Origin of the sequence: Streptomyces sp. NPDC048142 (assembly GCF_043202835.1) — a bacterium.
Lineage (GTDB): Bacteria > Actinomycetota > Actinomycetes > Streptomycetales > Streptomycetaceae > Streptomyces.
The window spans coordinates 443,747-469,881 of the sequence record NZ_JBIDBC010000001.1 but is presented as its reverse complement, the minus strand read 5'-3'; the positions used below and the strand labels follow the sequence as shown (position 1 = coordinate 469,881).

Here is a 26,135-nt window from a genome sequence, read left to right as displayed (position 1 = left end):
CTGGTCAGGCCAGGTCGGCGGTCAGGCGGGCGATCGCCTCGTCGACGGTCAGCTCCTCGCGCTCGCCGGTGCGGCGGTCCTTCAGCTCCAGGACGCCGTCGGCGGAGCGGCGGCCCGCGACCAGGATCTTCGGCACGCCGATCAGCTCGGAGTCGGTGAACTTCACGCCGGGCGAGACGCCGGGGCGGTCGTCGACCAGGACCCGCAGGCCCGCCGCGTTGAGCTTCTCCGAGACGTCGAGGGCCAGCTCCGTCTGGAGGGCCTTGCCGGCGGCGACGACGTGGACGTCGGCCGGGGCGATCTCGCGGGGCCAGCACAGCCCCTTGTCGTCGGCGGTCTGCTCGGTGAGGGCGGCCACGGCGCGCGAGACGCCGATGCCGTACGAGCCCATCGTGACCCGGACGGGCTTGCCCTGCTGGCCGAGCACGTCGAGCTGGAAGGTGTCGGCGTACTTGCGGCCCAGCTGGAAGATGTGACCGATCTCGATGGCGCGGTCCAGGGTGAGGCCGGTGCCGCAGGCGGGGCAGGGGTCGCCCTCCTCGACGACGACGACGTCGACGTAACGGTCGACCTCGAAGTCGCGGCCCGCGACGACGCTCGCAGCGTGCCTGCCCTCCTTGTTGGCGCCGGTGATCCAGGCGGTGCCGGGGGCGACGCGGGGGTCGGCGAGGTAGCGGACCTTCTCCAGGCCCTGGGGGCCGACGTAGCCGCGTACGAGGTCGTCGCGGCCGACGAAGTCCTCGGCGGTGACCAGCTCGACGACGGCGGGGGCGAGGTGCTCGCCGAGCTTGCCGAGGTCGACCTCGCGGTGGCCGGGGACGCCGACGGCGACGATCTCGCCGTCCACCTTGACCAGCAGGTTCTTCAGGGTGGCGGAGGCGGGGACGCCCAGGTGCGCGGCGAGCGTCTCGATGGTCGGGGTGTCGGGGGTGTCCAGCTCCTCGACCGCGCCGTGCGCCGAGCCGTCGACCGGGGCGAGCGCGAAGGTCACGGCCTCGGTGTTGGCGGCGTAGTCGCAGTTCGGGCAGTCGGCGAAGGTGTCCTCGCCGGCGGCGGCGGGGGCGAGGAACTCCTCGGACGCGGAGCCGCCCATCGCGCCGGAGACGGCGGAGACGATGCGGTGGTCCAGGCCGAGGCGCTCGAAGATCTTGATGTACGCGGCCCGGTGCAGGGCGTAGGAGTGCGCGAGGCCCTCGTCGGTGGTGTCGAAGGAGTACGAGTCCTTCATCTGGAACTCGCGGCCGCGGAGCACGCCGGAGCGGGGGCGGGCCTCGTCGCGGTACTTCGTCTGGATCTGGTAGAGCATCACCGGCAGGTCCTTGTAGGACGTGCACTGGTCCTTGACGGTCTGGGTGAAGATCTCCTCGTGGGTCGGGCCGAGGAGGTAGTCGCCGCCCTTGCGGTCCTTGAGGCGGAAGAGCAGGTCGCCGTACTCCTCCCAGCGGCCGGACGCCTCGTAGGGCTCCTTGGGCAGCAGGGCGGGCAGCAGGACTTCCTGGGCGCCGATGGCGTCCATCTCCTCGCGGACCACGTTCGAGATGTTGTCCAGGACCTTCTTGCCGAGCGGCAGCCAGGACCAGATGCCGGCCGCGTTGCGGCGGACGTAACCGGCGCGGACCAGCAGCTTGTGGCTGAGCGTCTCGGCGTCCGCCGGGTCGTCGCGCAGTGTCTTGATCATCAATCGGGACATGCGCTGGACCTGGGCCATGGTGAACTCCTGCTCGCAAGGGTGGTGGGCCCGAGGTTAGCCGGGCGGTGCGGGCAGGCGGAAATCCGTTCAGTTCCCGGGCCCCTCAGCGCAGCAGCGGCAGGGGCGCGCCCATGACCGCGTACGGCTGCGGGGCGCTCGGGAACACGACCTGGCGGGCCAGGTCGCGGTAGCCCAGCGAGCGGTACAGGGTGCGGGCCGGGCTGTCCTTGTCGATCGCCGAGAGGATCGACCGGGGGTGGTCGACGGCGTCGGTGATGGCGGTGATCAGGGTGCGGCCGATGCCGCGCCGCTGGTGGTCGGGGTGGACGTGGAGTTCGGTGATGACGAAGGAGTCGTCGAGCCAGCCGTCGGTGCCGGTGACCCGCAGATAGGGCTCGACGACGGTGGACCACCACTGGGCGCGGTCGTTGGGCAGCCCGTAGACGAAGCCGACGAGCCGCCCGTCGGGGGCGAGGGCGCCGAGTGCGCGGGCCTGGGGGTGTTCCAGGTGCCTGAGGACGATGTGGCGGCGTACGTCGATCTCGTCCTGGCTCAGTCCGAAGGCCGCCGCCTGGACGTGCAGGGCTTCGTCGACGCGGGCGGCCAGGTCGACGGGGCCGATCTCGGTGCCGGGTGCTGCGGAGCCTTCTCCGGGGACTGCTGCCATGCGGGAACCCTACTGGCCGGGGCGGGCGGTCAGAACCGGTGGAATCCGGGCGCGTACCCGCGGGAGAGGTTCAGAACAGGACGCTCATGAACGCGCCGACCTCGCGGAAGCCGACGCGGTGGTAGGCCTTGCGGGCGGGGGTGTTGTAGTCGTTCACGTAGAGGCTGACGACGGGGGCGACGTCGGCCAGGGCGTAGCGCAGGACGGCGGCCATGCCCGTTTCGGAGAGGCCCTTGCCGCGGTGTTCGGGGGCGACCCAGACGCCCTGGATCTGGCAGGCCTGGGGGGTGGCCGCGCCGATCTCCGCCTTGAAGACGACCTTGCCGTCGTCGATACGGGCGAAGGAGCGGCCGGTGCCGATGAGTTCGGCGACGCGGGCCTGGTAGAGGAGTCCGCCGTCGCCGGCGAGCGGGGAGATGCCGACCTCCTCGGTGAACATCGCCACGCAGGCCGGCATCAGGATCTCGGTCTCGTCCTTGCGGATGCGGCGGACGAGCGGGTCGGGCGTGACGTCGGCGGAGAGGCTCTCGGTGACCATGAGGGGCTGGTTGCCGCGGACCTCGCGGGCGGGTCCCCAGCTGGGTTCGAGGAGCCGCCACAGCTGGGTGGTGGGTTCGGCGGGGCCGACGATGGAGGAGCAGCGGCGGCCGGCCCGGCGGGCCCGGTCGGCGAAGGCGCGGACGGCCTCGGGTCCGGCGCAGATGGGGACGAGGTTGGCGCCGGAGTAGCACAGGGAGCGGAGCATGCCGTCGGCGTACCAGCCCCACATCTCGCCGCCGAGACGCCAGGGGTCGAGTCCCGCGACCTGCACGCGGGAGGTCACAAAGGCGTTGACCACGGGCTCGCTCTCCAGAAGGGCGAGCGCGGCACCGAGGTCGCTGGGTTCGAGGACCCGGGTGGTGGTCTGCGTCAACACGAGGGGGCCTCACCATGCGGTCTGCTGATTTCCGCACTGTAACCGACAAGGCCCTCGAACGCCGCTCGGGCCCGGGAGCCGGCTTCCGGATACGCCGCCGCCCCGCCCGGCACGGGGCCCGGCGGGGCGGCGGCGGATCGAAAAGCGCGGGTCAGCTGATGGAGACCTCGGGCTCGCCGGACGCGATGCCGTCCTTCTCCATCTGTTCGGCGATCTTCATGGCCTCTTCGATGAGGGTCTCGACGATCTTCGACTCGGGGACGGTCTTGATGACCTCGCCCTTCACGAAGATCTGGCCCTTGCCGTTGCCGGAGGCGACGCCGAGGTCGGCCTCGCGGGCCTCGCCGGGGCCGTTGACGACGCAGCCCATGACCGCGACGCGGAGCGGGACCTCCATGCCCTCCAGGCCGGCGCTGACCTGGTCGGCGAGCTTGTAGACGTCGACCTGGGCGCGGCCGCAGGACGGGCAGGAGACGATCTCCAGGCGGCGCTGCTTGAGGTTGAGCGCCTCCAGGATCTGCAGGCCCACCTTGACCTCCTCGGCCGGCGGGGCCGAGAGGGAGACGCGGATGGTGTCGCCGATGCCCTCGGAGAGCAGGGCGCCGAACGCGACGGCCGACTTGATGGTGCCCTGGAACGCCGGTCCGGCCTCGGTGACGCCGAGGTGCAGCGGGTAGTCGCTCTGGGCGGCGAGCTGGCGGTAGGCGTTGACCATGACGACCGGGTCGTTGTGCTTGACCGAGATCTTGATGTCGCCGAAGCCGTGCTCCTCGAAGAGGGACGCCTCCCAGAGGGCCGACTCGACGAGGGCCTCCGGGGTGGCCTTGCCGTACTTCTTCAGGAGCCGCGCGTCCAGGGAGCCGGCGTTGACGCCGATCCGGATCGGGGTGCGGGTCTCGGAGGCGGCCTTCGCGATCTCCTTGACCTTGTCGTCGAACTGCTTGATGTTGCCCGGGTTCACCCGGACCGCCGCGCAGCCCGCGTCGATCGCGGCGAAGACGTACTTCGGCTGGAAGTGGATGTCGGCGATCACCGGGATCTGCGACTTCCGGGCGATCGTGGCGAGCGCGTCGGCGTCGTCCTGGGTCGGGCACGCGACCCGGACGATCTGGCAGCCGGACGCCGTCAGCTCGGCGATCTGCTGGAGCGTGGCACCGATGTCCGACGTACGCGTCGTCGTCATCGACTGCACGGAAACGGGCGCGTCGCCGCCGACCGCGACCGTGCCGACCTGGATCTGTCGGCTGACCCTTCGGTCGGCGAGCTTGGTCGGAACGGCCGGCATTCCGAGAGAAATCGCAGTCATGCGCTGTGCATCCCCAAGGTGTGGATCAAGGTCCCGAGATCGGCGGGCTCCGGCCTTCGAGGTTACGGCACCGGAACCGGGACGGACGCACCGTGTCGACAAGTCCACCCGTTGGTGAGCGGCCGGACACAACGCGTGTGCCCGGCCGCTACCTGAGTGACGGAAGTGGCAGAAGGGACGGTCAGGAGATCTTGACGGGGTTGACGATGTCGGCCACCAGGACCAGCAGCGTGAAGCAGATGAAGAGCCCGGCGACCACATAGGCGACCGGCATCAGCCGGGCCACGTCGAACGGCCCCGGGTCCGGGCGCCGGAAGACCTTGGCCAGATTGCGCCGCAGGGATTCCCAGAGCGCGCCCGCGATGTGCCCGCCGTCCAGGGGGAGCAGCGGCAGCATGTTGAACAGGAACAGCGAGAGGTTGAAGCCCGCGAGCAGGAACAGCATCATCGCGACCTGGTTCTGCGCCGGGATGTCGAGGTTCATCACCTCGCCGCCGATCCGGGCCGCGCCGACCACGCCGACCGGCGAGTCGTCGGCGCGTTCGCCGTCGCTGAAGGCGGCGTCCCAGAGGGCCGGGATCTTGGACGGCAGGGCGATGATCGAGTCGACGCCGTTCTCGATCATGTCGCCCATGCGGACGAAGGAGTCGCCGAAGGAGAGCGGCACGATCTCGGTCTGCGCGGCGAAGCCCAGGTAGCCCGCCTTGATGAACTCGTTCGGGACGATGTCGCCGTTGCCGTCCTTCTTCGCGACGGCGTTCTCGCGCAGGACGGCGTCGAGGGTCACTTCCTTGCCGTCGCGTTCGACGACGAGGGTGGCGGGGCCGATGGTCTCGCGGATGCGCTCGGAGAGCGTCGCCCAGTCGTCGACCTCTCTGCCGTCGAAGGCGACGATCCTGTCGCCCTCCTGGAGGCCGGCGGCCTTGGCGGGCGAGACCGGGTCGCTGTCCTTGCAGGTCTCGCGCTTGTCGCTCTGCGAGATCACGCACTGCTGGACGCCGGCGACCTCGGTGGTCTGGGTCTGGAAGCCGAAGGTCATCGCGACGCCCATGAAGATGGCGACCGCGAGGACCAGGTTCATGAAGGGCCCGGCGAACATCACGATGACGCGCTTCCACGGCTTGCGCGTGTAGAAGAGCCGCTTCTCGTCGCCCGGCTCCAGCTCCTCGAAGGCGGCGGAGCGGGCGTCCTCGATCATGCCGCGCCACGGTGAGGTGGAGCGGGCTTCGAGCCGGCCGTCGGGTCCGGGCGGGAACATCCCGATCATCCGGATGTAGCCGCCGGCCGGGATGGCCTTGATGCCGTACTCCGTGTCGCCCTTCTTCCTCGACCAGAGCGTCGGGCCGAAGCCGACCATGTACTGCGGCACCCGGATGCCGAACATCTTGGCCGTGGAGAGGTGGCCCAACTCGTGCCAGGCGATGGAGAAGAGCAGGCCCACGACGAAGACGGCGATCCCCAGGACCGTGAGCAGGATCGAGGTCAGACTCATGCGCGCGCCTCCGCTGTCGCTTTCGCCGAGAGTTCCCGGGCCCGTGCGCGGGCCCACGTTTCCGCTTCGAGGACGTCCGCGACGCTGAGCGAGGTTCCCGGGGCGGGGGTGCCGTGTTCGGACACCACAGCCGTGACCGTATCCATGATTCCGTTGAAGGGCAGCTGTCCGGCGAGGAACGCGTCGACGCATTCCTCGTTCGCCGCGTTGAACACGGCCGGTGCGGTGCCGCCGAGGCCGCCGACGTGCCGGGCGAGCCCGACCGACGGGAAGGCGTCGGTGTCGAGCGGGAAGAACTCCCAGGTGGAGGCCTTGGTCCAGTCGAAGGCGGGGGCGGCGTCCGGGACGCGCTCGGGCCAGCCGAGGCCGATGGCGATGGGGCCGCCCATGTCCGGCGGGGTGGCCTGGGCGAGTGTGGAGCCGTCGCTGAACTCGACCATGGAGTGCACGTAGGACTGCGGGTGGACCACGACTTCGATCCGGTCGAACGGAAGGTCGTAGAGCAGGTGCGCCTCGATGACCTCCAGGCCCTTGTTGACCAGGGTCGCGGAGTTGATGGTGATGACCGGGCCCATCGCCCAGGTCGGGTGGGTGAGCGCCTGTTCCCGGGTGACGTCGGCCAGATCCGCGCGGGTACGGCCCCGGAAGGGTCCGCCGGAGGCGGTGACGACGAGCTTGCGGACGTCGGCGCGGGTGCCCGCGGCCAGCGCCTGGAAGAGCGCGGCGTGCTCGGAGTCGACCGGGATGATCTGGCCGGGGGCGGCGAGCGCCTTCACCAGCGGGCCGCCGACGATCAGCGACTCCTTGTTGGCGAGGGCGAGCGTGCGGCCCGCCCTCAGCGCGGCGAGGGTCGGGGTGAGCCCGATGGATCCGGTGATGCCGTTGAGCACGGTGTGGCAGGCGCTCGCGGCGAGGGTGGCGGCCGCGTCGGGTCCGGCCAGGAGCTCGGGGAGCGGCTCGCCGGCCCCGTACTGTTCCCGCAGCGCCTCGCGCAGGGCGGGGACCGCGTCCTCGGCGGCGACGGCCACCGTGTGCACACGCAGTCGGCGGGCCTGCTCGGCCAGCAGGGCGACCCGGCCGCCGGCGGCCGAGAGCGCCGTGACCCGGAAGCGGTCGGGGTTGCGCAGGACCAGGTCGATGGCCTGGGTGCCGATGGACCCGGTGGAGCCGAGGATCACGAGATCCCGGCGGCCGTCCGCTGCGTCGAAGACGAGATGCGGATCGGCGAGGGGGGCGGGGCTGTCGCTCATGGCCCCCATTGTTGCCGCTCCGGCTGTGCGTGGGGACAGCGCGTCCCGGTGGGCCCTGGATTCACGGTGGGGCGGGGCCGGATTCACGGCGGGGCGGGGCCGGATTCACGGCGGGGCGGGGCCGGATTCGCCTGCGGCGCGGAGCCCCGACTCATGGCGGGGCGGGCCCCGGCCTCCCCGCTGCGCGGAGCGCCGTCCGCCTCGGTGCCGTGGTGGACGCGCCCCGGTTGCCGGCTGTTTCCGGCTCCTCAGCGCACCGGGCGGTGCTGGTTCTCCTGGACGGAGGGTCCCGGTGTGGCGTCCGCGATCCAGGGGCCTTCGCCGCTGGGGTCGATGACGCCCTCCTCCAGCCAGGTGTACATCCCCGACAGGACGCCGTCGACGACGCGCCGGTCGAGATCGTCGGTGTTGGACCACAGGCGGGTGAACAGCTCCTCGACCCGGATACGGGACTGGCGGCAGAAGGCGTCGGCGAGCTGGTAGGCCTCGCGGCCGTGCTCACCCGTCCCGCGCAGGTGCTCGGCGCGGACGCAGGCGGCGCTCATCGCGAAGAGTTCCGCGCCGATGTCGACGATCCGGCCGAGGAAGCCCTGCTTGGTCTCCATCCGGCCCTGCCAGCGGGACATGGCGTAGAACGTGGACCGGGCGAGCTTGCGGGACGACCGCTCGACGTACCGGAGATGGCCGGAGAGGTCGCGGTGGCCGGTGGGGTTGAACTCGGCGTACGTACGCGGAAGTTGTCCGGCGCCGGTGACCAGCTGGGGCAGCCAGCGGGCGTAGAACGCGGCGGCGTTCGCGCCCGCCCGCGCCTTGGCGGAGAGCGGCTTTCCGGGATCGATGATGTCGCCCGCGACCTTCAGGTGGGCGTCGACGGCCTCACGGGCGATCAGCAGGTGCATGATCTCGGTGGAGCCCTCGAAGATCCGGTTGATCCGCATGTCCCGGAGCATCTGCTCGGCGGGCACGGCGCGTTCGCCCCGGGCGGCCAGCGACTCGGCGGTCTCGAAGCCGCGGCCGCCGCGGATCTGGACCAGTTCGTCGGCGATCAGCCAGCCCATCTCGGAGCCGTACAGCTTGGCGAGGGCGGCCTCGATACGGATGTCGCTGCGGTCCTCGTCGGCCATCTGCGAGGAGAGGTCGAGGATGGCCTCCAGGGCGAAGGTGGTGGCCGCGATGAACGAGATCTTCGTGCCGACCGCCTCGTGCTTGGCGACGGGCCGGCCCCACTGCTCCCGGGCGGCGGACCATTCGCGGGCGATCTTCAGGGACCACTTGCCCACGCCCACGCACATCGCGGGCAACGAGAGGCGGCCGGTGTTGAGGGTGGTCAGGGCGATCTTCAGCCCGGAGCCCTCGGGCCCGATGCGGCAGGCTCCCGGGACCCGGACCCGGTGGAAGCGGGTGACGCCGTTCTCGATGCCGCGCAGGCCCATGAAGGCGTTGCGGTGCTCCACGGTGACGCCGGGGGCGTCGGCCTCGACGACGAACGCGGTGATGCCGCCGGGATGGCCCTCGGAGGCGGGGACCCGGGCCATGACGACCAGGAGGTCGGCGACGACACCGTTGGTGGTCCACAGTTTCACGCCGTCGAGGACGTAGTCCGGCCCGTCGGGCACCGCGGAGGTGGCGAGGCGGGCCGGGTCGGAGCCGACGTCCGGCTCGGTCAGCAGGAAGGCGGAGATGTCGGTGGTGGCCAGCCGGGGCAGGAAGACGTCCCTCTGCTCCTGGGTGCCGAAGATCTTCAGGGGCTGCGGTACGCCGATCGACTGATGCGCGGAGAGCAGCGCGCCGATCGCGGGGCTGGCTGAGCCGACCAGGGCGAGGGCCTTGTTGTAGTACACCTGGGTGAGGCCGAGCCCGCCGTACTTGGTCTCGATCTTCATCCCGAGGGCGCCGAGTTCCTTGAGTCCGGCGATCACCTCGTCCGGGATCCTCGCCTCGCGCTCGATCCGCGCGCAGTCGATGTGCGTCTCGCAGAACGCCCGCAGCCGCGCCAGGAACTCCTCGCCACGCCGCACGTCGTCGGGCGGCGGCAGGGGATGCGGGTGGATCAGGTCGAGCCGGAAGCGCCCCAGGAACAGCTCCTTGGCGAAGCTGGGCTTGCGCCAGTCCTGCTCCCGGGCGGCCTCGGCGACCCGTCGCGCTTCGCGTTCGGTGACCTTGGGGGCCTGGGGGACCTGGGGGGTGTTGTGTGGTGCGGACATGAGGGACCTCACCTCGCCGCTCGTCGCTGCTGCTACTGGGCTGCTGCTGGGCTGCTCTGGTCCGTATGTAACCCGTGTACCCGCTGATCGGCACCCGCACCAGCCCCCGCGCACGAGACGGGACGCCGGTTTCCCTCGGCCGGGGACTACGGGGCGTGCCGATGAGCAGCATTCCTGGCCAGGTGCATGTCAGAAGTGTCAGACTCCTGCGTATCCACGAAGGGCACGCCGTTCGATACCTGGGGGTATGGGGATGAACTGGTACAGACGTGCGGGAGTTGTGCTGGCCGCATCACTGTTGGGCGGACTGATGGCCTCGGGCACGGCCGGCGCCGCGACACCGAAGGACGTGTGCGGCTGGACGAGTACGCCCGTGGGGTGGATCGAGGTGAAGTACTGGGACAGTTCCCGGTGCGGCGCGACCGGCGGCGGCATGTACAACACGAAGCGGATCACGGACACCAGCGGCGTGGCCGCCGGCGGAACGGTGTCGGCGTGCACCTACAGCCCGGTGCCGTCCGGGTTCCACATCACCCGGTACTGGTCGATCTCCGACTGCAATCGGAGCCGCGCCACCAGCGATTACCACAACCGGGTCGGGCTGGTGAATCTCGCCGGTCTCCCGAAGGGCACCACCAAGACCATCTGCGGCCTGTTCGAGGTGCCGACCGGGTGGACCGTGTACAGCCGGTCCAAGTCCGTCGACTGCCAGCAGTACAAGTACGGATACCCCTCCAACGACAACACCATGACCATCCGCAAGTCCTGACCAGGTCCGTGCGGAGTGCGGCCGACGCCCCCGCCCGCGCTCGCTGTCCGGGCGGGGGCGCGGGCGGGGTCGTCCGGGGTGTTACAGGGCGAGGCCGGTGAGGACCAGGACGCGCTCGTAGGTGTAGTCGTCCATGGCGTAGCGCACGCCCTCGCGGCCGACGCCGGACTGCTTGGCACCGCCGTACGGCATCTGGTCGGCGCGGTACGAGGGGACGTCGCCGATGATCACGCCGCCGACCTCCAGGGCCCGGTGGGCGCGGAAGGCGGTCTGGAGGTCGTGGGTGAAGACGCCCGCCTGGAGCCCGTACTTGGAGGAGTTGACGGCGGCGAACGCCTCGGCCTCGCCGTCGACCTTCTGGAGCGACATGACCGGGCCGAAGACCTCTTCGCAGGAGAGCTTCACGTCGTCCGGGAGACCGGCGAGGACGGTCGGGGCGTAGGTGGCGCCGTCGCGCTTGCCGCCGGTGAGCAGCTCGGCGCCGCCCTGGACGGCCTCGTCGACCCAGGACTCGACGCGCTTCGCCGCGTCCTCGCTGACGAGCGGGCCGACGTCGGTGGCGGCGTCGGCCGGGTCACCGGTGACCAGTGCCTCGACGGCGGCGACGATCTTCGGGACGAGCCGGTCGTAGACCGAGGCGTCGGCGATGACGCGCTGCACCGAGATGCAGGACTGGCCGCCCTGGTAGTTGGAGAAGGTGGCGATCCGGGTGGCCGCCCAGTCGAGGTCCGCCTCCGAGGCGTAGTCGCCGAGGACGACCGCGGCGCCGTTGCCGCCGAGCTCCAGGGTGCAGTGCTTGCGGGGCACCGACTCCATGATCGCGTAGCCGACCGGGCCCGAGCCGGTGAAGGAGATGACCGGCAGCCGCTCGTCCTGGACCAGGGCGGGCATCTTGTCGTTCGGGACCGTCAGGACGGACCAGGAGCCGGCCGGGAGGTCGGTCTCGGCCAGCAGCTCGCCCAGGATGAGGGAGGAGATGGGGGTGGCGGGGGCGGGCTTGAGGATGATCGGGGCGCCGACGGCGATGGCCGGGGCGACCTTGTGGGCGCTGAGGTTCAGCGGGAAGTTGAAGGGCGCGATGCCGAGGACGGCCCCGCGCGGGAAGCGCCGGGTCAGCCCGAGGCGGCCGGTGCCGCCGAGGTCGGTGTCGAGCCGCTGGGCCTCGCCGCCGTTGAAGCGGCGGGCCTCCTCGGCGGCGAACCGGAACACGGACACGGCCCGGCCGACCTCGCCGCGGGCCCACTTGATCGGCTTGCCGTTCTCCGCCGAGATCAGCTGGGCGATCTCCTCGGTGCGCTCCGTCAGCCGCCGTACGACGTGGTCGAGCGCGGCCGCCCGTACGTGCGCCGGGGTGGCGGCGAACTCGTCACGGACGGCGTGCGCGGCGGCGACGGCCTCCTCGACCTGGGCGTCGGTCGGCACGCTCACGGTGCCGACGACGCGTCCGTCGTACGGGTTGGTGACGTCGAAGCTGTCGGCACCGGTGGCCTGGCGGCCGGCTACCCAGAAGGCGTGGGGCGAAGTCATGGAGGTTCCGGCCCTTCGGAGGTCGTGACGGGGGTGGTGGGCGCCAGAAGGCTCCCCTCTGTGGTCCCACGGTAGGGCGGGGAGGTGCTCAGGGCGTTTGTCCGGCGTGGAGCGGAGCGGGTGCCGGGTGCTCCGAATTGGCGGAGGAGAGGTCCGGGCCGCCCAGCACGGAGCCCGAGGACCACACCGAAGGTGATGAAGGAGCTGTGCACGGTGTTGACGAGCGGTCGGGCGTTGCCGGTCCGCTGCGCCCGTGCGACCAGGGCGGGGCTGGGCCCGTACGTGGACGGCACGGGGCACGGTGGGTTCCCCCTGGTGGCTCAGTCCTGGGCGGGCGTCGCCGCCTCGGTCGTCTTGAGGGCGAGCCACAGCTCCATGCGGACGTCCGGGTCGTCCAGCGAGCGGCCCAGGATCTCCTCCACCCGGCGCATCCGGTAGCGCAGGGTGTGCCGGTGCACGCCCAGGTCGGCGGCGGCCGCGTCCCACTGGCCGTGCCGGGAGAGCCAGGCGCGCAGGGAGGCCACGAGGTCGCCGCGGCCCTTGGCGTCGTGCTCGTACAGCGGGCGGAGCATGCCGTCGGCGAAGGCCCGTACCGCGTCGTCGGCGAGCAGCGGCAGCACCGAGCCGGCGGCCAGTTCCTCGTGCTCGACCAGCGCCCTGCCCCGGCGGCGGGCGACGGCCAGGGCCTGTTCGGCCTGCTTGTACGCGGCGGAGACGGCGATCGGGCCGGAGGGCGCGGAGAGCCCCACCACGACGTCGCTGTCCTCGGTGCCGCCCTCGCGCGGGGCACGGTCGTCCTGGGCCTCGGCGTAGGAGGCGCAGGCGGCGACGGCGGCTCCGCCGTCCGCGGCGAGCACGACGACGCGTTCGCCCTCGGGGACCAGGAGCAGCATCTCGCCGGTACGGGCGGCGGCGGCCTCCATCGTCTCGGTGAGCAGTTCGGGCCCGGCGGGCGCGGAGGCTTCGGCGATGAGCAGCCGGAACGGGGCGTCGAGCAGTCCGCCGTAGAGGTCTCCGGCGACGGCCCGCGCGTGGTCGGACTGCCCGGCGAGCAGCATGCGCAGGACGGCGGCGCCCAGGCGCTGTTCGGCGCCCTGGAGGGAGCGGGAGCGGGCGGTGGTCAGGGTGAGCAGGGCGACGGCGGAGTGCACGGCGTACCGCTCGGCGGTGCCCAGCGCGGCTCCGGTGCCGACGGCCAGCGCGCCGCGGGCCCGGCGGCCGGTGCCCAGCGACTGGAGCTCGACCCGGTCCTCGCTGTCGCCGACGACGACGCTGGCGGGGGCGGGGCGGTCCCGGAGGCGTTCGACGTCGGGGGTGAGGCGGGCGGCACGGCGGGCGGCCCAGTCGGGGGCGGCGGCGAGCACCGCGCCGGAGGTGTCGTACAGCGCGGCCCAGCCGTCGATGTGGGCGGCGAGCCGGGCGAGGAGATCGACGGGCCCGTCCCCGGCGAGCGCGGCCCGGGTCAGCTCGCGCTGGGCCTCGAAGCCGGCGGTGACCGCGCGGTACTGGTCGGCGGCGATGGCGGCGGAGACAGCCTTGCTGATGGCGAGGAACGGGGTGCGGCGAGGCACTTCGAGAAGCGGCAGCCCGGCCTCCTCGGCGGCGTCCACGAGGGCGGCCGGGATGTCCTCGTAGTTCACCCCGACGCCGAACCCCACCCCGGCGACCCCGGCTCCGGCCAGCCGTCGCACGTACCGCCGCATGGCCTCGGCGTTCTCGGCGTCGAGGTTGGTGGCGGTCACCAGGAGGAGTTCGCCGCCGTCCATGTACGGGACGGGGTCGGCGAGCTCGCTGGCGTGGGCCCAGCGCACGCGCGTGTCGAGCCGGTCCGCGCCCGCCCGCACGGTGAGCTTGAGCGCCGAGTGCTGGACGAGCGAGGCGAGCGTGGGGGGCATGGGCGCGGGAACCCTCAAGGTCGGGGACGAGGTCGCGGCGCCGTACGGGCGGCCGGATCGCCGGCCGGACCGATGGCACCGATTTCGCCGTCCCGTATGAACGGCTTCCTCCGATTCTGCCAGGGCGGCAGGGTGCCGGTAACCGCTCTCAGCCGCCCCTCGCCCTACTTACCGGTAGGCGTCTCGGCCGTTGGGTGTCTCAGCCGTCCAGGCGTCTCAGCCGTCCAGGTGGACGAGGAGGGGGGGTGCGTGTTCTCCCCCGACCGTGGCCAACCGGATGACCGCATGGCCCGCCGGAACCGCGTACGCCAGCTCCGAGGCCGACCAGCGCTCCCGCTCGACCTGCCGTACGGTCACCGCGTCCGTGGTCACGGCCTTGCCGGTGACGAGTTTGCGCAGGGCGTGCAGGGCCCGGGTGAACGGCTGGTCGGCGAAGACGGTGTGCTGGGCGACCTCGCGGGTCTCGACCCATTCCTTGCCCCAGGCCTCGGCGAAGCGTTTGCCGTCCCAGGTGGTGATGCCGGAGAAGGCCGCCGTGCAGCCGACCGCGCCGAGCAGCGGGGTGTGCAGGGCTTCGGGGACGTCGTCGACGGTACGCAGGGCGAGCACCGCCCCGGCGTTGACCGAGCGCAGCCGGCGGATACCGCGGACGGTCTCGGCGGTCACGGCGTGGGTGGCGTCGTCCAGGACGAGGCAGGCGAAGAGGGTGGTGTCGGTGCGGGCGGCGGTGATCGCGGTGAACTGGGCGAGGAGCAGCCGGGTGAGCAGCCGGGACGCCTCCGCGTGGCCGCGCTCCGGGAGGTCGACGCGGACCCGCAGCGGGTGCTGGCCGAGCGCGCGCAGCGAGAACGGGCGGGCGTCCGGGCCGGTGGCGAAGAACCCGGCGAACGCCGGCCGGTCCAGCAGGGCGACCCGGTCGGCGAGGGCCGGCGCGGGGTCTCCCGGTCCGCCCGCCTGCCGGGACCGCGCGTCCAGCTCGCGGAGCATCGCGTGGTGGCCGGCGGCTTCGAGACGGGCGCGGAGCCCGGCGAGTGCGGCCGGTGTGCCGTCGAGGAGCTCGCGCAGTTCCGGTACGGAGGGGAAGTGCCCGTGGGCGGCGTGGTACGGGCCGAGCAGCTGGGCCAGGACGGTGGCGGCGCGGCGGCTGTCGAGGCTGCCGACATCGCCGACGAGCCCTTCGGCGAGGACGGCTGCCGCCTCGTCGGGGTCGGTGGTGCCGCCGTACAGGTCGATGTCGTGGGCGGAGCCGGGGTGACCGACGCGGACGACGACGTCGAAGGCCTCGTCCGGACCGAGCGGCGCACCGGCCCCGCCGACGGCGAGGACCGCGGCCTGTCCGGCCAGTGCGCGCAGCGCGAGCGCCTCGACGACCGGCCGGACCAGCCGGGCGGACTTCCCCGCGCCGGGCGGGCCGACCGCGAGCAGGGAGGTGCCGAGGAGCGCGGGGTCCAGGGCGAGGCCCGTGCCCCGGCGGACGTAGGGGTTGTGCGGGTCGGTCGCGCACCGGCCGATCCTGACCTGGCCGGTGAGCACGTCGTGGCGGGCGGTGCGCCGGGGCAGGTCGCGGTGGCCGGAGGGGTGCAGGGCGGCGGCGCCCCCGGTCCGCAGCACGGCCTCCGCGAGGGGGGCGAGCCGGTCGGGCCGCCGGGTGGCGAGCGTCCACGCGTGCCGCAGCCGGGCCACGTCCACGTCGTTCATCCGGCCGGTGCGGACCTCGGCGGTGAGGGTGTCCGCGGCATCGGTCCAGCCCGCGGCGCGCAGTTCGGGCCACTGGTCGGCGGAGGTCGTGGTGGCGGGGGCCGCGTCGCCGTCCGGCGCCGGGGTGCCGCTCCCCCGGCGGGCGGCGAGCAGTTCGCGCCAGCGGCCGAGCCGGGCGAACGGCCAGAGGACGGCGGCGGCGATCAGCGCGTAGATCACGTTGACGACGGTCTGGCTCTGGTAGATCTCGCCGCCCGCGACGGAGGCGACCAGGACCAGGACCGGGCGGACGACCGGAAGCGCCTCCTTCCAGACGAGCAGCTGGGTCAGGCCCGCCGCGGCGGCTGCGGCGAGGGCGAGGAAGGGCTGCCCCCGGTCCGCGACATGGCGGCGGAAGAGCTCGGAGAAGTTGCCGATCCGGCCGCAGCCGTAGGCCAGCAGCCCGAACAGCATCGCCTCGTACACCGTGAGGGCGTCGCTGCCCTCGATGGTGCGGGGGCCGCCGGACGTTCCCGGGTTCCACCACTCGCCCGGGGTGAAGAGTTTCAGCGGGACGAGGCGGTAGGGGAGGTAGCCGTTGCGCCACAGGGACCACAGCAGGAGCGCGGAGAGCAGCGAGATCACCGCGCCGACCAGCAGCGACCGGTCGGACACGCGCTCGGACGCCTCGGGCGGTGGCGGGGTGTATCCGAACCGCCAGACGCCTGGCTCCTGGGGCGGCCGGGGTGTGCGCAGCCAGGCGTCGACCGGGGCCCCCGGGGGCGGCTGCTCGACCGGCGGGGACGAAGCGGGCCGCGCCGGTCCGGGCTCGACGGGCCGGGCCCGGTGGTGCTCGACGGGCCGGGGCGCCGCTCCCCCGGCGGGCCGGGCCTGGCCGTATTCGGCGGGCGGGGCCGGGTGCGGGGCCGCCGGGCCGGGGCCGGTGGCGGGCGGGGGTACCCGCGGCGGGGTCGTGGGCGGTGGCGGGAGGGCCGGTCCGGGGACCCTGTCCGCGCTCGATCCCCGTACGCCCCGCGTGCCGTCGTCGTCCATGAACCACTGCCCCCTTGACCTGCCGGTCCGTCCGCTGCCCCGGTCAATCTAGTGCGCGCACACGGGGAGTTCAGCAACGCGCCCGGATAGTGACCGTCCGGGAGCCACGTGGACGCGGGCCCCACCGACGTACCGGGCACCTGCACACAGGTCCCACGGACGTACCGGGCACCTGCACGCGGGCCCCACCGACATGCCGGGCAGGTGGGCGCGGGCAGCGCCGACGCGCGAGGCGGCGCCGGCCATCTGTCCGCCAAGGACAAGGACACACCCCCACCACTCCCGATCGGAGCATGCCCGCGCTCCTCCTCCACCCCTAGCCTGCAGAAAGAAGAGCGTCCGAAACACCCCCCCAGGAGCCCCTCATGACCGCAATCCCGCAGGAGCGCCGCGTCGTCACTGCCATCCCCGGCCCGAAGTCGGCCGAGCTGCAGGCTCGCCGTCTCGCCGCCGTCGCCGCAGGTGTGGGCTCCACCCTGCCGGTTTTCACCGCCCGTGCGGGCGGCGGGATCATCGAGGACGTGGACGGCAACCGGCTGATCGACTTCGGGTCCGGGATCGCCGTGACCTCGGTGGGCGCGTCCGCCGAGGCCGTCGTGCGGCGGGCCTCCGCGCAGCTCGCGGACTTCACCCACACCTGTTTCATGGTCACGCCGTACGAGGGGTACGTCGAGGTCTGCGAGCAGCTCGCCGAGCTGACGCCGGGCGACCACGCGAAGAAGTCCGCGCTGTTCAACTCGGGCGCCGAGGCCGTCGAGAACGCGGTGAAGATCGCCCGCGCCCACACCAAGCGCACCGCCGTCGTCGTCTTCGACCACGGCTACCACGGCCGGACCAACCTCACGATGGCGCTGACGGCGAAGAACATGCCGTACAAGCAGGGCTTCGGCCCGTTCGCGCCCGAGGTCTACCGGGTCCCGGTCGCCTACGGCTACCGCTGGCCGACCGGTGCCGAGAACGCCGGTGCCGAAGCGTCCGCGCAGGCCATCGACGAGATCACCAAGCAGATCGGCGCGGACAACGTCGCGGCGATCATCATCGAGCCGGTGCTCGGCGAGGGCGGCTTCATCGAGCCCGCCAAGGGCTTCCTCCCGGCGATCGCGCAGTTCGCGAAGGACAACGGCATCGTGTTCGTCGCGGACGAGATCCAGTCCGGCTTCTGCCGTACCGGCCAGTGGTTCGCCTGCGAGGACGAGGGGATCGTCCCGGACCTGATCACCACCGCCAAGGGCATCGCGGGCGGTCTGCCGCTGTCCGCCGTGACCGGCCGCGCCGAGATCATGGACGCCGCGCACGCGGGCGGTCTGGGCGGTACGTACGGCGGGAACCCGGTGGCCTGCGCCGGTGCGCTCGGGGCCATCGAGACGATGCGCGAGCTGGACCTGAACGGGAAGGCCAAGCGGATCGAGGAGGTCATGAAGGGCCGCCTCGCCGAGATGCGGGCCAAGCTCCCCAACGGCGACATCATCGGCGACATCCGCGGCCGCGGCGCGATGATCGCGATCGAGCTGGTGAAGTCCGGCACGAAGGAACCGAACCCGGAGGCGGCGGGCGCGCTCGCGAAGTCCTGCCACGCGGAGGGGCTGCTCGTCCTGACCTGTGGCACGTACGGCAACGTCCTGCGGTTCCTGCCGCCGCTGGTGATCGGCGAGGACCTGCTGAACGAGGGTCTGGACCTGATCGAGCAGGCTTTCGGCCGGCTCTGACCCGTCGAGGATCCTTCGAAGGTCCGCCGAAGATTCCGTTGACGTTCTCGTTGACGTTCTCGTCGAACCCGGATGCGGACGGAGCGGTCTTTCGCCGCTTCCGTCCGGCATCCGGGTGAGGGCCTGTGAAGAACGTGTGCGGGGGCGATGGCGGGAGGCGATGGCTGCTGTCGGCCGCCCCTTCGCTGCCGTACGGTTTCTGCGGATGAGAGAAACACCTCGGCCTCGGGAAACCGCGGCCGACTCCGGGCCGGGGCTTCCCCAGCACCGTCCGGGGCATGCGTTCGCGCATGCCGGAGCCTCGGGCTCCGGGACTCCTCACCGATCGGACGGCCGCCCGCCCCACACCCCCCGGGGCGCGCGGCGAACCGATCTCGCCGGCCACCCCGGAACAACCCCCCCTGTTCCCGGGTGGCCGGCCCCTCTCGTTTCCGGCGTCCTCGGTCTGCTCGCCGTCCTCTTCGCGCTGATCACCTGGCAGGTCGCCGTCGACGGTCCGCTCCTGCGGCTGGACGAGCGCGTCGGGGAGCGGATGTTCGGGCACGGGCCGGGCGCGCTGACGCAAGTCCTCTCCGACCTCGGCGGCATGCCGGTGGCGCTTCCGGTGCTGACCTGCGTGATCGCGTACGCCCTGTGGCGCGGCGCCCGGCGGCTCGCCGGGTACGCGGCCCTCACCATGGCGGCGGTGCCCGCACTGGTGATCCCGCTGAAGGTGGCGACCGCCCGGCAGGGCCCGCTGACCGAGGCGGTCAACTACTACCCGTCCGGTCATACGACGACGGCCGCCGTGGCGTACGGGGCCTCGGCCCTGGTGCTGCTGGCCCTTCCGCGCCCGTCATGGCTGCGGGAGGCGTCCTGGCCCCGGGCGTGGATGACGCCCGTCGCCGCGATCCTGCTGACCACGGCGACGGGCATCGGTCTGGTGCTGCACGGCTACCACTGGCCGCTGGACGTGCTGGCCGGTTGGTGCCTGGGGCCGTTGGTGCTGGCGCCCCTGTGGTGGGTCAGCTGCCGAAGTAGGCGTCGAAGTTCTTCGAGAACTCCCCGTTGTTGAAGCGGTCCCAGTTGATGGACCAGGTCATCAGGCCGCGCAGGTCGGACCAGGTCCCGTGGGTCCGGTAGGAGCCGCAGCCGGTCTTCTCGATCAGGCAGTCGAGCGCCTTGTTGACCTCGGCCGGTGAGGTGTGGCCGTTGCCCGCCTGGGGGGAGGCCGGCAGGCCGATGGCCACCTGGTCGGGGCGCAGGCCCGGGAAGACCCGGCTGGTGTCGCCCGCCACCGGGAAGCCCGCGAGCAGCATGTCGGTCATCGCGATGTGGAAGTCGGCGCCGCCCATCGAGTGGTACTGGTTGTCCAGGCCCATGATCGGGCCGGAGTTGTAGTCCTGGACGTGCAGCAGGGTCAGGTCGTCGCGCAGGGCGTGGATGACCGGCAGATAGGAGCCGGCGCGCGGGTCCTGGCCGCCCCAGGGGCCGGAGCCGTAGAACTGGTAGCCGAGCTGCACGAAGAAGGTCTCGGGCGCCATCGTGAGGACGAAGTCCGGGCCGTACTTCGCCTTGAGGGTCTTCACCGCGGAGATCAGGTTGACGATCACCGGTGTGGTGGGGCTGCGGAAGTCGGTGTCACCGGTGTCCAGGGAGAGCGAGTGGCCCTCGAAGTCGATGTCGAGGCCGTCGAGACCGTAGGTGTCGACGATCTTCGAGACCGAGGTGACGAAGGCGTCCCGGGCCGCGGTGGTATCGAGCCGCACCTGCCCGTTCTGGCCGCCGATCGAGATCAGCACCTTCTTGCCCGCCGCCTGCTTGGCCTTGATCGCGGTCTTGAACTCCGCCTCGGATTCCACGTTCGGACATTCGGCGACCGGGCAGAGCGCGAAGCGGATGTCGCCCGAGGTGACGGAGGTGGGCTCGCCGAAGGCGAGGTTGATGACGTCCCAGGAGTCGGGCACGTCCGCCATCCGGGTGTAGCCGGAGCCGTTGGCGAAGCTGGAGTGCAGATAGCCGACGAGCGCGCGGGCCGGAAGCTCGGTGTCGCCGCCTCCGCCGCCCTCCGTGGTGGTCGCGGTGACGGCGGCCGACTTCGCGGACTCCCCGGCCGCGTTGGTGGCGGTGACCTGGAAGCTGTACGTGGTGGAGGCGGTCAGGCCCGTCGCGGTGGCGGACGGCCCGGTGGCCGTGGCCACCTTCGTACCGTCGCGGTAGACGTTGTAGCCGCTCGCGTCGGAGACGGCGTTCCAGGAGAGCGCGACGGAGGAGGAGGTGACCGCGGTGGTTCTCAGGCCGGCGGGGACGGCCGGGATCACGACGGGCTCGCCGCCGGGGCCGATGAGGGAGAGGTCGTCGACGTAGTGGTCCGGGGTGCCGTACCAGCCGTGGGTGTAGACGCTCACGGAGGTGGTGGAGGGGCCGGTGGTGAAGGTGGTGGTGAGCTGCTTCCACGCTTCGGGGGACTGGGTCCAGGTGGAGACGTCGGTGGTGCCGGTGCCGGACGCGCCGAGGTAGACGTAACTGCCCCGCACCCAGGCGCTCAGTGTGTACGAGGAGTCGGGCTTGACGGTGACGCTCTGGGAGCACTTGGCGTGGTCGCTGCCGGCCGGGGTCGCCTTGAGCGCGAAGGCGCCGCTGCGCTTGGGCTCGGAGACGGCGGCCCCGCTGGAGTTCGCGCAGCTCCAGCCGTCCAGGCCCGCCTCGAAGCCGCCGTTGCGCACCAGGTCCGCGTCGGCGGCTACCGCCGGAGCCGGGGCGACCAGGGCGCCGGCGGCGAGCAGGGTGGCCGAGCAGACGGCCAGAAGTCCGGAAAATCTGACGATCGGTCCGGTGCGTTCCACAACAGCCTCCGCGCAGGGGGGAAATGGGGGTGTGGCGTGCGCACAACATGGTCCAGACCAATCAGGTTGTCAAGACCTCTGGCGGCCGGCTCAGCCCTTCGGTCGCTCCCGGCGGGCGTCCCGGGCGGCGGCTCCCGCCGCCTCGTGCATCGCGCGTTCGAGGACTCCGGCGTCGGTGAGGGTCCCCGAGCCGTCCGGCGGGACCAGCCAGCGCACTCCCCCGGCGGCCCGCCCCGGGTACGGGACGACGATCCAGCTGCCCTGGCCGCAGCCCCTGATCCCGGTGCCGATCCAGCGGGAGACGGTGCCCGGCGGCACGAAGAAGCCCGTGCGGGACTCGCCGGCATCGGCGAGAACGGGGCCCGGCCGGTCGGTCAGGCGGCTGAGGACGTCGAGCGTCGGACCTCCCAGCTCGCCCGGCAGGATCAGGAGGTCCCAGAGCCTGCCGGCCGGAAGGAGCGCGATCCCCTGGGGATTGCGCTCCCATTCCCACCGGCAGGCGGCCGGGTCCGATGCCACCGATGTGAGCCACTCGACCGCGGCTTTCGTTTCCGTGCCAGTCATGTCCAGCCTCCCCGTCGACGTGAGCACCGGCAGGGTCCCGCCGGTGCGTTACATGTGCGAGAGAGGGTTCGGCCGCGACTATGACGCGGGTTGGGGCCACCAGTTGGCCGTGACGTGGGTCACCGCGCCTGATTCGCCGTGGGCAGGGGGTCAGCTGTCGAAGCCGAGACCCAGCTTGTCCATGGCCCTGAGCCACAGATTGCGGTGCCCGCCGTTGCTGTCGGCGCGGGCCAGGGACCGCTTGGTGATCTCGATCCCGGCCCAGGCGAAGGGCTCCGGCGGGAAGGGCAGCGGCTTCGAGCGGACCATCTCCAGCCGGGTCCGTGTCGTCTCCTCGCCGGAGAGCAGATCGAGCATCACATCGGCGCCGAAACGGGTGGAGCCGACGCCGAGTCCGGTGAATCCGGCGGCATAGGCGACCCGCCCCTGATGGGCCGTGCCGAAAAAGGCCGTGAAACGGGAACAGGTGTCGATCGCACCGCCCCAGGCATGCGAGAAATTCAGCCCGGAAAGCTGCGGAAAGCAGGTGAAGAACTGTTCCGCGAGCTTCAGGAAGGTCTCCGGACGCTGATCGAGATCGGCGCTGAGCCGGCCCCCGTACGGATAGATCGCGTCGTACCCTCCCCACAGGATCCGGTTGTCCGCGGAAAGCCGGAAGTAATGGAACTGGTTGGCGCTGTCGCCGAGCCCCTGGCGCCCCTTCCAGCCGATGGACGCGAGCTGCTCGGGGGTGAGCGGCTCGGTCATCAGGGCGTAGTCGTAGACCGGCACGGTGTACGGCCGGACCCGCTTGACGAGCGACGGGAAGATGTTGGTGCCGAGCGCGACGCGGCGGGCGAAGACCCGGCCGTAGGGGGTGCGGACCGCCATCCCGGTGCCGGAGCGGACCAGGTCCAGGCCGCGGGTGTGCTCGTGGATCCGTACGCCGAGCTCCAGGCAGGCCCGCTTCAGGCCCCAGGCGAGCTTGGCCGGGTGCAGCATCGCGACGCCGCGCCGGTCCCAGAGCCCGCCGAGGAAGGTGGGCGAGTCGACCTCGGCGCGCAGGGCGTCACGGTCCAGGAAGTCCACCCCGGTGATGCCGAGCCGCTGGATCTCCTCGTGCCATTCCCGCAGCTCTTCGAGCTGGTGGGGCTCGGTGGCGACGTCGATCTCGCCGGTCCGCTCGAACTCGCAGTCGATGCCGTAGCGGGCGACGGCGGCCTCGATGGCGTCGAGGTTCCGCTCCCCCAGCTCCTCCAGCTTCGCGATCTCGCCCGGCCAGCGCTCCACACCGTTGGCCAGACCGTGGGTGAGGGAGGCGGCGCAGAAGCCGCCGTTGCGGCCCGAGGCGGCCCAGCCCACCTCGTGCCCCTCGATGAGGACGACGTCCCGGTCCGGGTCGCGCTCCTTGGCGATGAGCGCGGTCCACAGCCCGCTGTAGCCGCCGCCGATCACCAGGAGGTCGGTGTGCTCGTCACCGGTGAGGGCGGGGAGCGCATCGGGTCTGGCCGGGTCGTCGAGCCAGTAGGAGAGCGGCTTGGCGCCGGCGATCGATTGTGCGGCAGTACGCATGGCAGCTGGGGCCATGGTTTCCAACTCCTTCAGGAATTTCAGGGGGTGTCTTGCCGCTCAGGCCCCGCGAGCCCGGCCTGAGCGGCAAGACACCCCCTAGGATCGAGCGTTGTTCTTGCGCCGGTTGGCCATGAGCTGGCCGACGAGAACCACCAGTACCGCGATGATGAACATGGCGGTTCCGATGACGTTGATCTGCACGGGCGTGCCGCGCTGTGCCGAACCCCAGACGAACATGGGGAAGGTGACGGTGGAGCCCGCGTTGAAATTCGTGATGATGAAATCGTCGAACGAGAGCGCGAAGGCCAGCAGCGCACCCGCCGCGATTCCCGGTGCGGCGATCGGAAGGGTCACCCGTACGAAGGTCTGCACGGGTCCCGCGTACAGGTCGCGGGCGGCTTCCTCCAGTCGCGGGTCCATCGACATGACGCGCGCCTTGACGGCGGTCACCACGAAGCTGAGGCAGAACATGATGTGCGCGATCAGCACGGTCCAGAAGCCGAGCTGGGCGCCCATGTTCAGGAACAGGGTGAGCAGGGAAGCGGCCATGACGACCTCGGGCATCGCCATCGGCAGGAAGATCAGCGAGCTGATCGCGCCGCGTGCCCGGAAGCGGTAGCGGACCAGCGCGAAGGCGACCATCGTGCCGAGCGCGGTCGCCCCGAGCGTCGCCCAGAAGGCGATCTGGAGCGAGAGGGAGAGCGAGCCGCACAGGTCGGCGACCCCGCACGGGTCCTTCCAGGCGTCCAGCGAGAACCGCTGCCAGGCGTAGTTGAAGCGCCCGTTGGGCTTGTTGAACGAGTACACCATCACGACGATGTTCGGAAGGATCATGTACGCGAGGGTCAGCAGACCCGCGATGACGATCAGGTTCCGGCGTATCCAGCGCAGTACGGGCATCAGACCAGGTCCTCCGTCCCGGAGCGGCGGATGTAGAAGGTGACCATCAGCAGGACGATCGCCATGAGGATGAACGAGAGCGCGGCGGCCGTCGGATAGTCCAGGACCCGCAGGAACTGGCTCTGGATGACGCTGCCGACCATCTTGGTGTCGGTGGAGCCGAGGAGTTCGGCGTTGACGTAGTCGCCGCTGGCCGGGATGAAGGTCAGCAGGGTGCCGGAGACGACACCGGGCATGGAGAGCGGGAAGGTCACCTTGCGGAAGGTGGTGGCGGGGGTGGCGTAGAGGTCGCCCGCCGCCTCGTGCAGCCGGCCGTCGATCCGCTCCAGCGAGGTGTAGAGCGGCAGGATCATGAACGGCAGGAAGTTGTACGTGAGGCCGCAGACGACGGCCATCGGGGTGGCCAGGACCCGGTTGGACTCGGTCCAGCCGAGCCAGCTGGTGACGTCCAGGACGTGCAGGGTGTTGAGCACGTCCACGACCGCGCCGCCGTCGGCGAGGATCGTCTTCCACGCCAGCGTACGGATGAGGAAGCTGGTGAAGAACGGGGCGATGACCAGCACCAGGACCAGGTTGCGCCAGCGGCCCGCCTTGAAGGCGATGAGGTAGGCGAGCGGGTAGCCCAGCAGCAGGCACAGGAGCGTGGCGGTGCCCGCGTACAGCAGGGACCGGATGAACTGCGGGTAGTACTCGCGCAGCGCGTCCACGTACGTCTGGAAGTGCCAGGTGACCTCGAAGCCCTGCTCCAGCGAGCCGGTCTGTACGGAGGTGGAGGCCTGGTAGACGAGGGGCAGGGCGAAGAAGACGACCAGCCAGAGGATGCCGGGGAGCAGCAGCCAGTACGGGACGAGCCGTTTGCGGGTGGAGGGCTTGCGGAGCACCGCTTCCCGGGGTTCGGCGGGGGGCGCGGGCGGCGCCTCGGTGAGGCTCACGCCGCGTCCTCCACACTCTCCACGCCGGCGGCGATGTCCTGGCCGGCGTCGAGTCCGAAGGTGTGGGCCGGGTTCCAGTGCAGGACGACCTCGGCGCCGGGGACCAGGCGCGGGTCCCTCTCGATGTTCTGCTCGTAGACCTGGAGGGCCGTGCCCGCCGGGCTCTCGACGACGTACTGGGTGGAGACGCCGATGAAGCTGGAGTCGGTGATGCGGCCGGTGACGCGGTTGCGGCCCGCGGCGATGTCGTCCGCGTCGTCCGCGTGGGCCAGGGAGATCTTCTCGGGCCGGATGCCGAGGAGCAGCCGGCCGCCGCTGGTGGTGGGGGCCGGGCATCGTTCCCGGGGCAGCGTGAGCTTGCCGCCGCCCGCGGCCACCACCGGATCGCCGCCCGTGGACACGACCTCGCCCTGGATGAGGTTGGAGGTGCCGAGGAAGTTGGCGACGAACGTGGTGCGCGGGTTCTCGTAGAGGTCGGCGGGGGCGCCGAGTTGCTCGACGCGGCCCCCGTTCATCACCGCGACGGTGTCGGCCATGGTCATGGCCTCCTCCTGGTCGTGGGTGACATGCACGAAGGTGATGCCGACCTCGGTCTGGATCCGCTTGAGCTCCAGCTGCATCTGGCGGCGGAGCTTGAGGTCGAGGGCGCCGAGCGGTTCGTCGAGCAGCAGGACCTGCGGGTGGTTGATGAGCGCGCGGGCGACGGCGACGCGCTGCTGCTGGCCGCCGGAGAGCTGGTGCGGCCTGCGGCGGGCGAAGTCGCCGAGCTGGACCAGCTCCAGCATGTCCTCGACCTGTTTCTTCACCGACTTGATGCCGCGCCGCCGGAGCCCGAAGGCGACGTTCTCGGCGACGTCCAGATGCGGGAAGAGCGCATAGCTCTGGAAGACGGTGTTGACCGGCCGCTTGTACGGGGGCAGGTCGGTGATGTCCTTCTCCCCGAGGAAGACCGTGCCGGTGGTGGCCTCCTCCAGGCCCGCGATCATCCGCAGGGTGGTGGTCTTGCCGCAGCCCGACGCGCCGAGCAGGGCGAAGAAGGAGCCCTGGGGCACGGTCAGGTCGAGCGGCTGCACGGCGGTGAAGGAGCCGTAGGTCTTGCTGATCCCGGCGAGGCGGACATCGCCGCCCGCGGTCTGCTGCTGCTGTGTCATGGGTCGCAGTCCCAGTGTGTTCGGGGAGAGTTCAGGGAAGGGGAGGGGGTGACCTGGCGG

Annotated in this window: 19 protein-coding genes; 3 read left to right on the top strand and 16 right to left on the bottom strand. The window is 71.6% G+C overall.

The window, feature by feature from the left end:
• Positions 1-4 precede the first annotated feature (4 nt).
• From ACGF2Y_RS02315 to ACGF2Y_RS02285, 7 genes are all read right to left on the bottom strand, one after another.
• Positions 5-1,708 (bottom strand): proline--tRNA ligase, encoded by a 1,704-nt coding sequence (locus ACGF2Y_RS02315; protein ID WP_392942482.1) that lies wholly within the window; start codon positions 1,706-1,708, stop codon positions 5-7.
• An 85-nt stretch (positions 1,709-1,793) separates the two neighbouring features.
• Entirely contained in the window at positions 1,794-2,357 is a 564-nt protein-coding gene (locus ACGF2Y_RS02310; protein ID WP_392942480.1) for a GNAT family N-acetyltransferase, read from the bottom strand.
• A 70-nt stretch (positions 2,358-2,427) separates the two neighbouring features.
• Positions 2,428-3,273, bottom strand: a complete 846-nt coding sequence (locus tag ACGF2Y_RS02305) for a GNAT family N-acetyltransferase (RefSeq protein ID WP_392942478.1) — start codon at positions 3,271-3,273, stop codon at positions 2,428-2,430.
• A gap of 151 nt (positions 3,274-3,424) precedes the next feature.
• Positions 3,425-4,579 (bottom strand): flavodoxin-dependent (E)-4-hydroxy-3-methylbut-2-enyl-diphosphate synthase, encoded by a 1,155-nt coding sequence (gene ispG, locus ACGF2Y_RS02300; protein WP_392942476.1) that lies wholly within the window; start codon positions 4,577-4,579, stop codon positions 3,425-3,427.
• Positions 4,580-4,760: 181 nt separating this feature from the next.
• Positions 4,761-6,071: a M50 family metallopeptidase gene (locus ACGF2Y_RS02295; protein WP_392942474.1), complete on the bottom strand. Its 1,311-nt coding sequence runs from the start codon at positions 6,069-6,071 to the stop codon at positions 4,761-4,763.
• A complete protein-coding gene (dxr, locus tag ACGF2Y_RS02290; protein WP_392942472.1) occupies positions 6,068-7,321 on the bottom strand; it encodes a 1-deoxy-D-xylulose-5-phosphate reductoisomerase in 1,254 nt (417 codons plus the stop codon). Before dxr ends, ACGF2Y_RS02295 begins: the two co-directional genes overlap by 4 nt.
• A 248-nt stretch (positions 7,322-7,569) precedes the next feature.
• Positions 7,570-9,525 carry an acyl-CoA dehydrogenase family protein gene (locus tag ACGF2Y_RS02285; protein ID WP_392942471.1) on the bottom strand — a complete coding sequence of 652 codons (1,956 nt, stop codon included), beginning with the start codon at positions 9,523-9,525 and terminating at the stop codon, positions 7,570-7,572.
• A gap of 280 nt (positions 9,526-9,805) precedes the next feature.
• Here ACGF2Y_RS02285 and ACGF2Y_RS02280 point away from each other — a divergent pair, with 280 nt between their 5' ends.
• Positions 9,806-10,294 (top strand): hypothetical protein, encoded by a 489-nt coding sequence (locus tag ACGF2Y_RS02280; protein ID WP_392942469.1) that lies wholly within the window; start codon positions 9,806-9,808, stop codon positions 10,292-10,294.
• Positions 10,295-10,375: 81 nt separating this feature from the next.
• On the opposite strand, the gene ACGF2Y_RS02275 is transcribed toward ACGF2Y_RS02280, so the two are convergent.
• The 3 genes from ACGF2Y_RS02275 to ACGF2Y_RS02265 form a co-directional block, all read right to left on the bottom strand.
• Entirely contained in the window at positions 10,376-11,821 is a 1,446-nt protein-coding gene (locus tag ACGF2Y_RS02275) for an aldehyde dehydrogenase family protein (RefSeq protein WP_392942467.1), read from the bottom strand.
• 320 nt (positions 11,822-12,141) lie between these two features.
• Positions 12,142-13,716: a PucR family transcriptional regulator gene (locus ACGF2Y_RS02270; RefSeq protein WP_392942465.1), complete on the bottom strand. Its 1,575-nt coding sequence runs from the start codon at positions 13,714-13,716 to the stop codon at positions 12,142-12,144.
• A 216-nt stretch (positions 13,717-13,932) separates the two neighbouring features.
• Positions 13,933-16,446, bottom strand: coding sequence for an ATP/GTP-binding protein (locus ACGF2Y_RS02265; RefSeq protein ID WP_392942463.1), 2,514 nt, complete (start codon positions 16,444-16,446; stop codon positions 13,933-13,935).
• A 365-nt stretch (positions 16,447-16,811) separates the two neighbouring features.
• Here ACGF2Y_RS02265 and gabT point away from each other — a divergent pair, with 365 nt between their 5' ends.
• Positions 16,812-18,152, top strand: coding sequence for a 4-aminobutyrate--2-oxoglutarate transaminase (gene gabT, locus ACGF2Y_RS02260; RefSeq protein ID WP_392942461.1), 1,341 nt, complete (start codon positions 16,812-16,814; stop codon positions 18,150-18,152).
• A 205-nt stretch (positions 18,153-18,357) separates the two neighbouring features.
• Entirely contained in the window at positions 18,358-19,206 is an 849-nt protein-coding gene (locus ACGF2Y_RS02255; RefSeq protein ID WP_392942459.1) for a phosphatase PAP2 family protein, read from the top strand.
• Here the strand turns inward: ACGF2Y_RS02255 and ACGF2Y_RS02250 are convergent.
• From ACGF2Y_RS02250 to ACGF2Y_RS02225, 6 genes are all read right to left on the bottom strand, one after another.
• Complete coding sequence (locus ACGF2Y_RS02250; RefSeq protein ID WP_392942458.1) at positions 19,157-20,977, bottom strand: chitinase; 1,821 nt, start codon at positions 20,975-20,977, stop codon at positions 19,157-19,159. The two genes, ACGF2Y_RS02255 and ACGF2Y_RS02250, sit on opposite strands and share 50 nt — an antisense overlap.
• A gap of 90 nt (positions 20,978-21,067) precedes the next feature.
• Positions 21,068-21,541, bottom strand: a complete 474-nt coding sequence (locus ACGF2Y_RS02245; RefSeq protein WP_392942456.1) for a hypothetical protein — start codon at positions 21,539-21,541, stop codon at positions 21,068-21,070.
• 150 nt (positions 21,542-21,691) lie between these two features.
• Entirely contained in the window at positions 21,692-23,107 is a 1,416-nt protein-coding gene (locus ACGF2Y_RS02240; RefSeq protein WP_392942454.1) for an NAD(P)/FAD-dependent oxidoreductase, read from the bottom strand.
• Positions 23,108-23,188: 81 nt separating this feature from the next.
• Positions 23,189-23,992: an ABC transporter permease gene (locus ACGF2Y_RS02235; protein ID WP_392942452.1), complete on the bottom strand. Its 804-nt coding sequence runs from the start codon at positions 23,990-23,992 to the stop codon at positions 23,189-23,191.
• Positions 23,992-24,924 (bottom strand): ABC transporter permease, encoded by a 933-nt coding sequence (locus ACGF2Y_RS02230; RefSeq protein WP_392942450.1) that lies wholly within the window; start codon positions 24,922-24,924, stop codon positions 23,992-23,994. Before ACGF2Y_RS02230 ends, ACGF2Y_RS02235 begins: the two co-directional genes overlap by 1 nt.
• Complete coding sequence (locus ACGF2Y_RS02225) at positions 24,921-26,075, bottom strand: ABC transporter ATP-binding protein (protein WP_392942449.1); 1,155 nt, start codon at positions 26,073-26,075, stop codon at positions 24,921-24,923. Before ACGF2Y_RS02225 ends, ACGF2Y_RS02230 begins: the two co-directional genes overlap by 4 nt.
• Positions 26,076-26,135 lie beyond the last annotated feature (60 nt).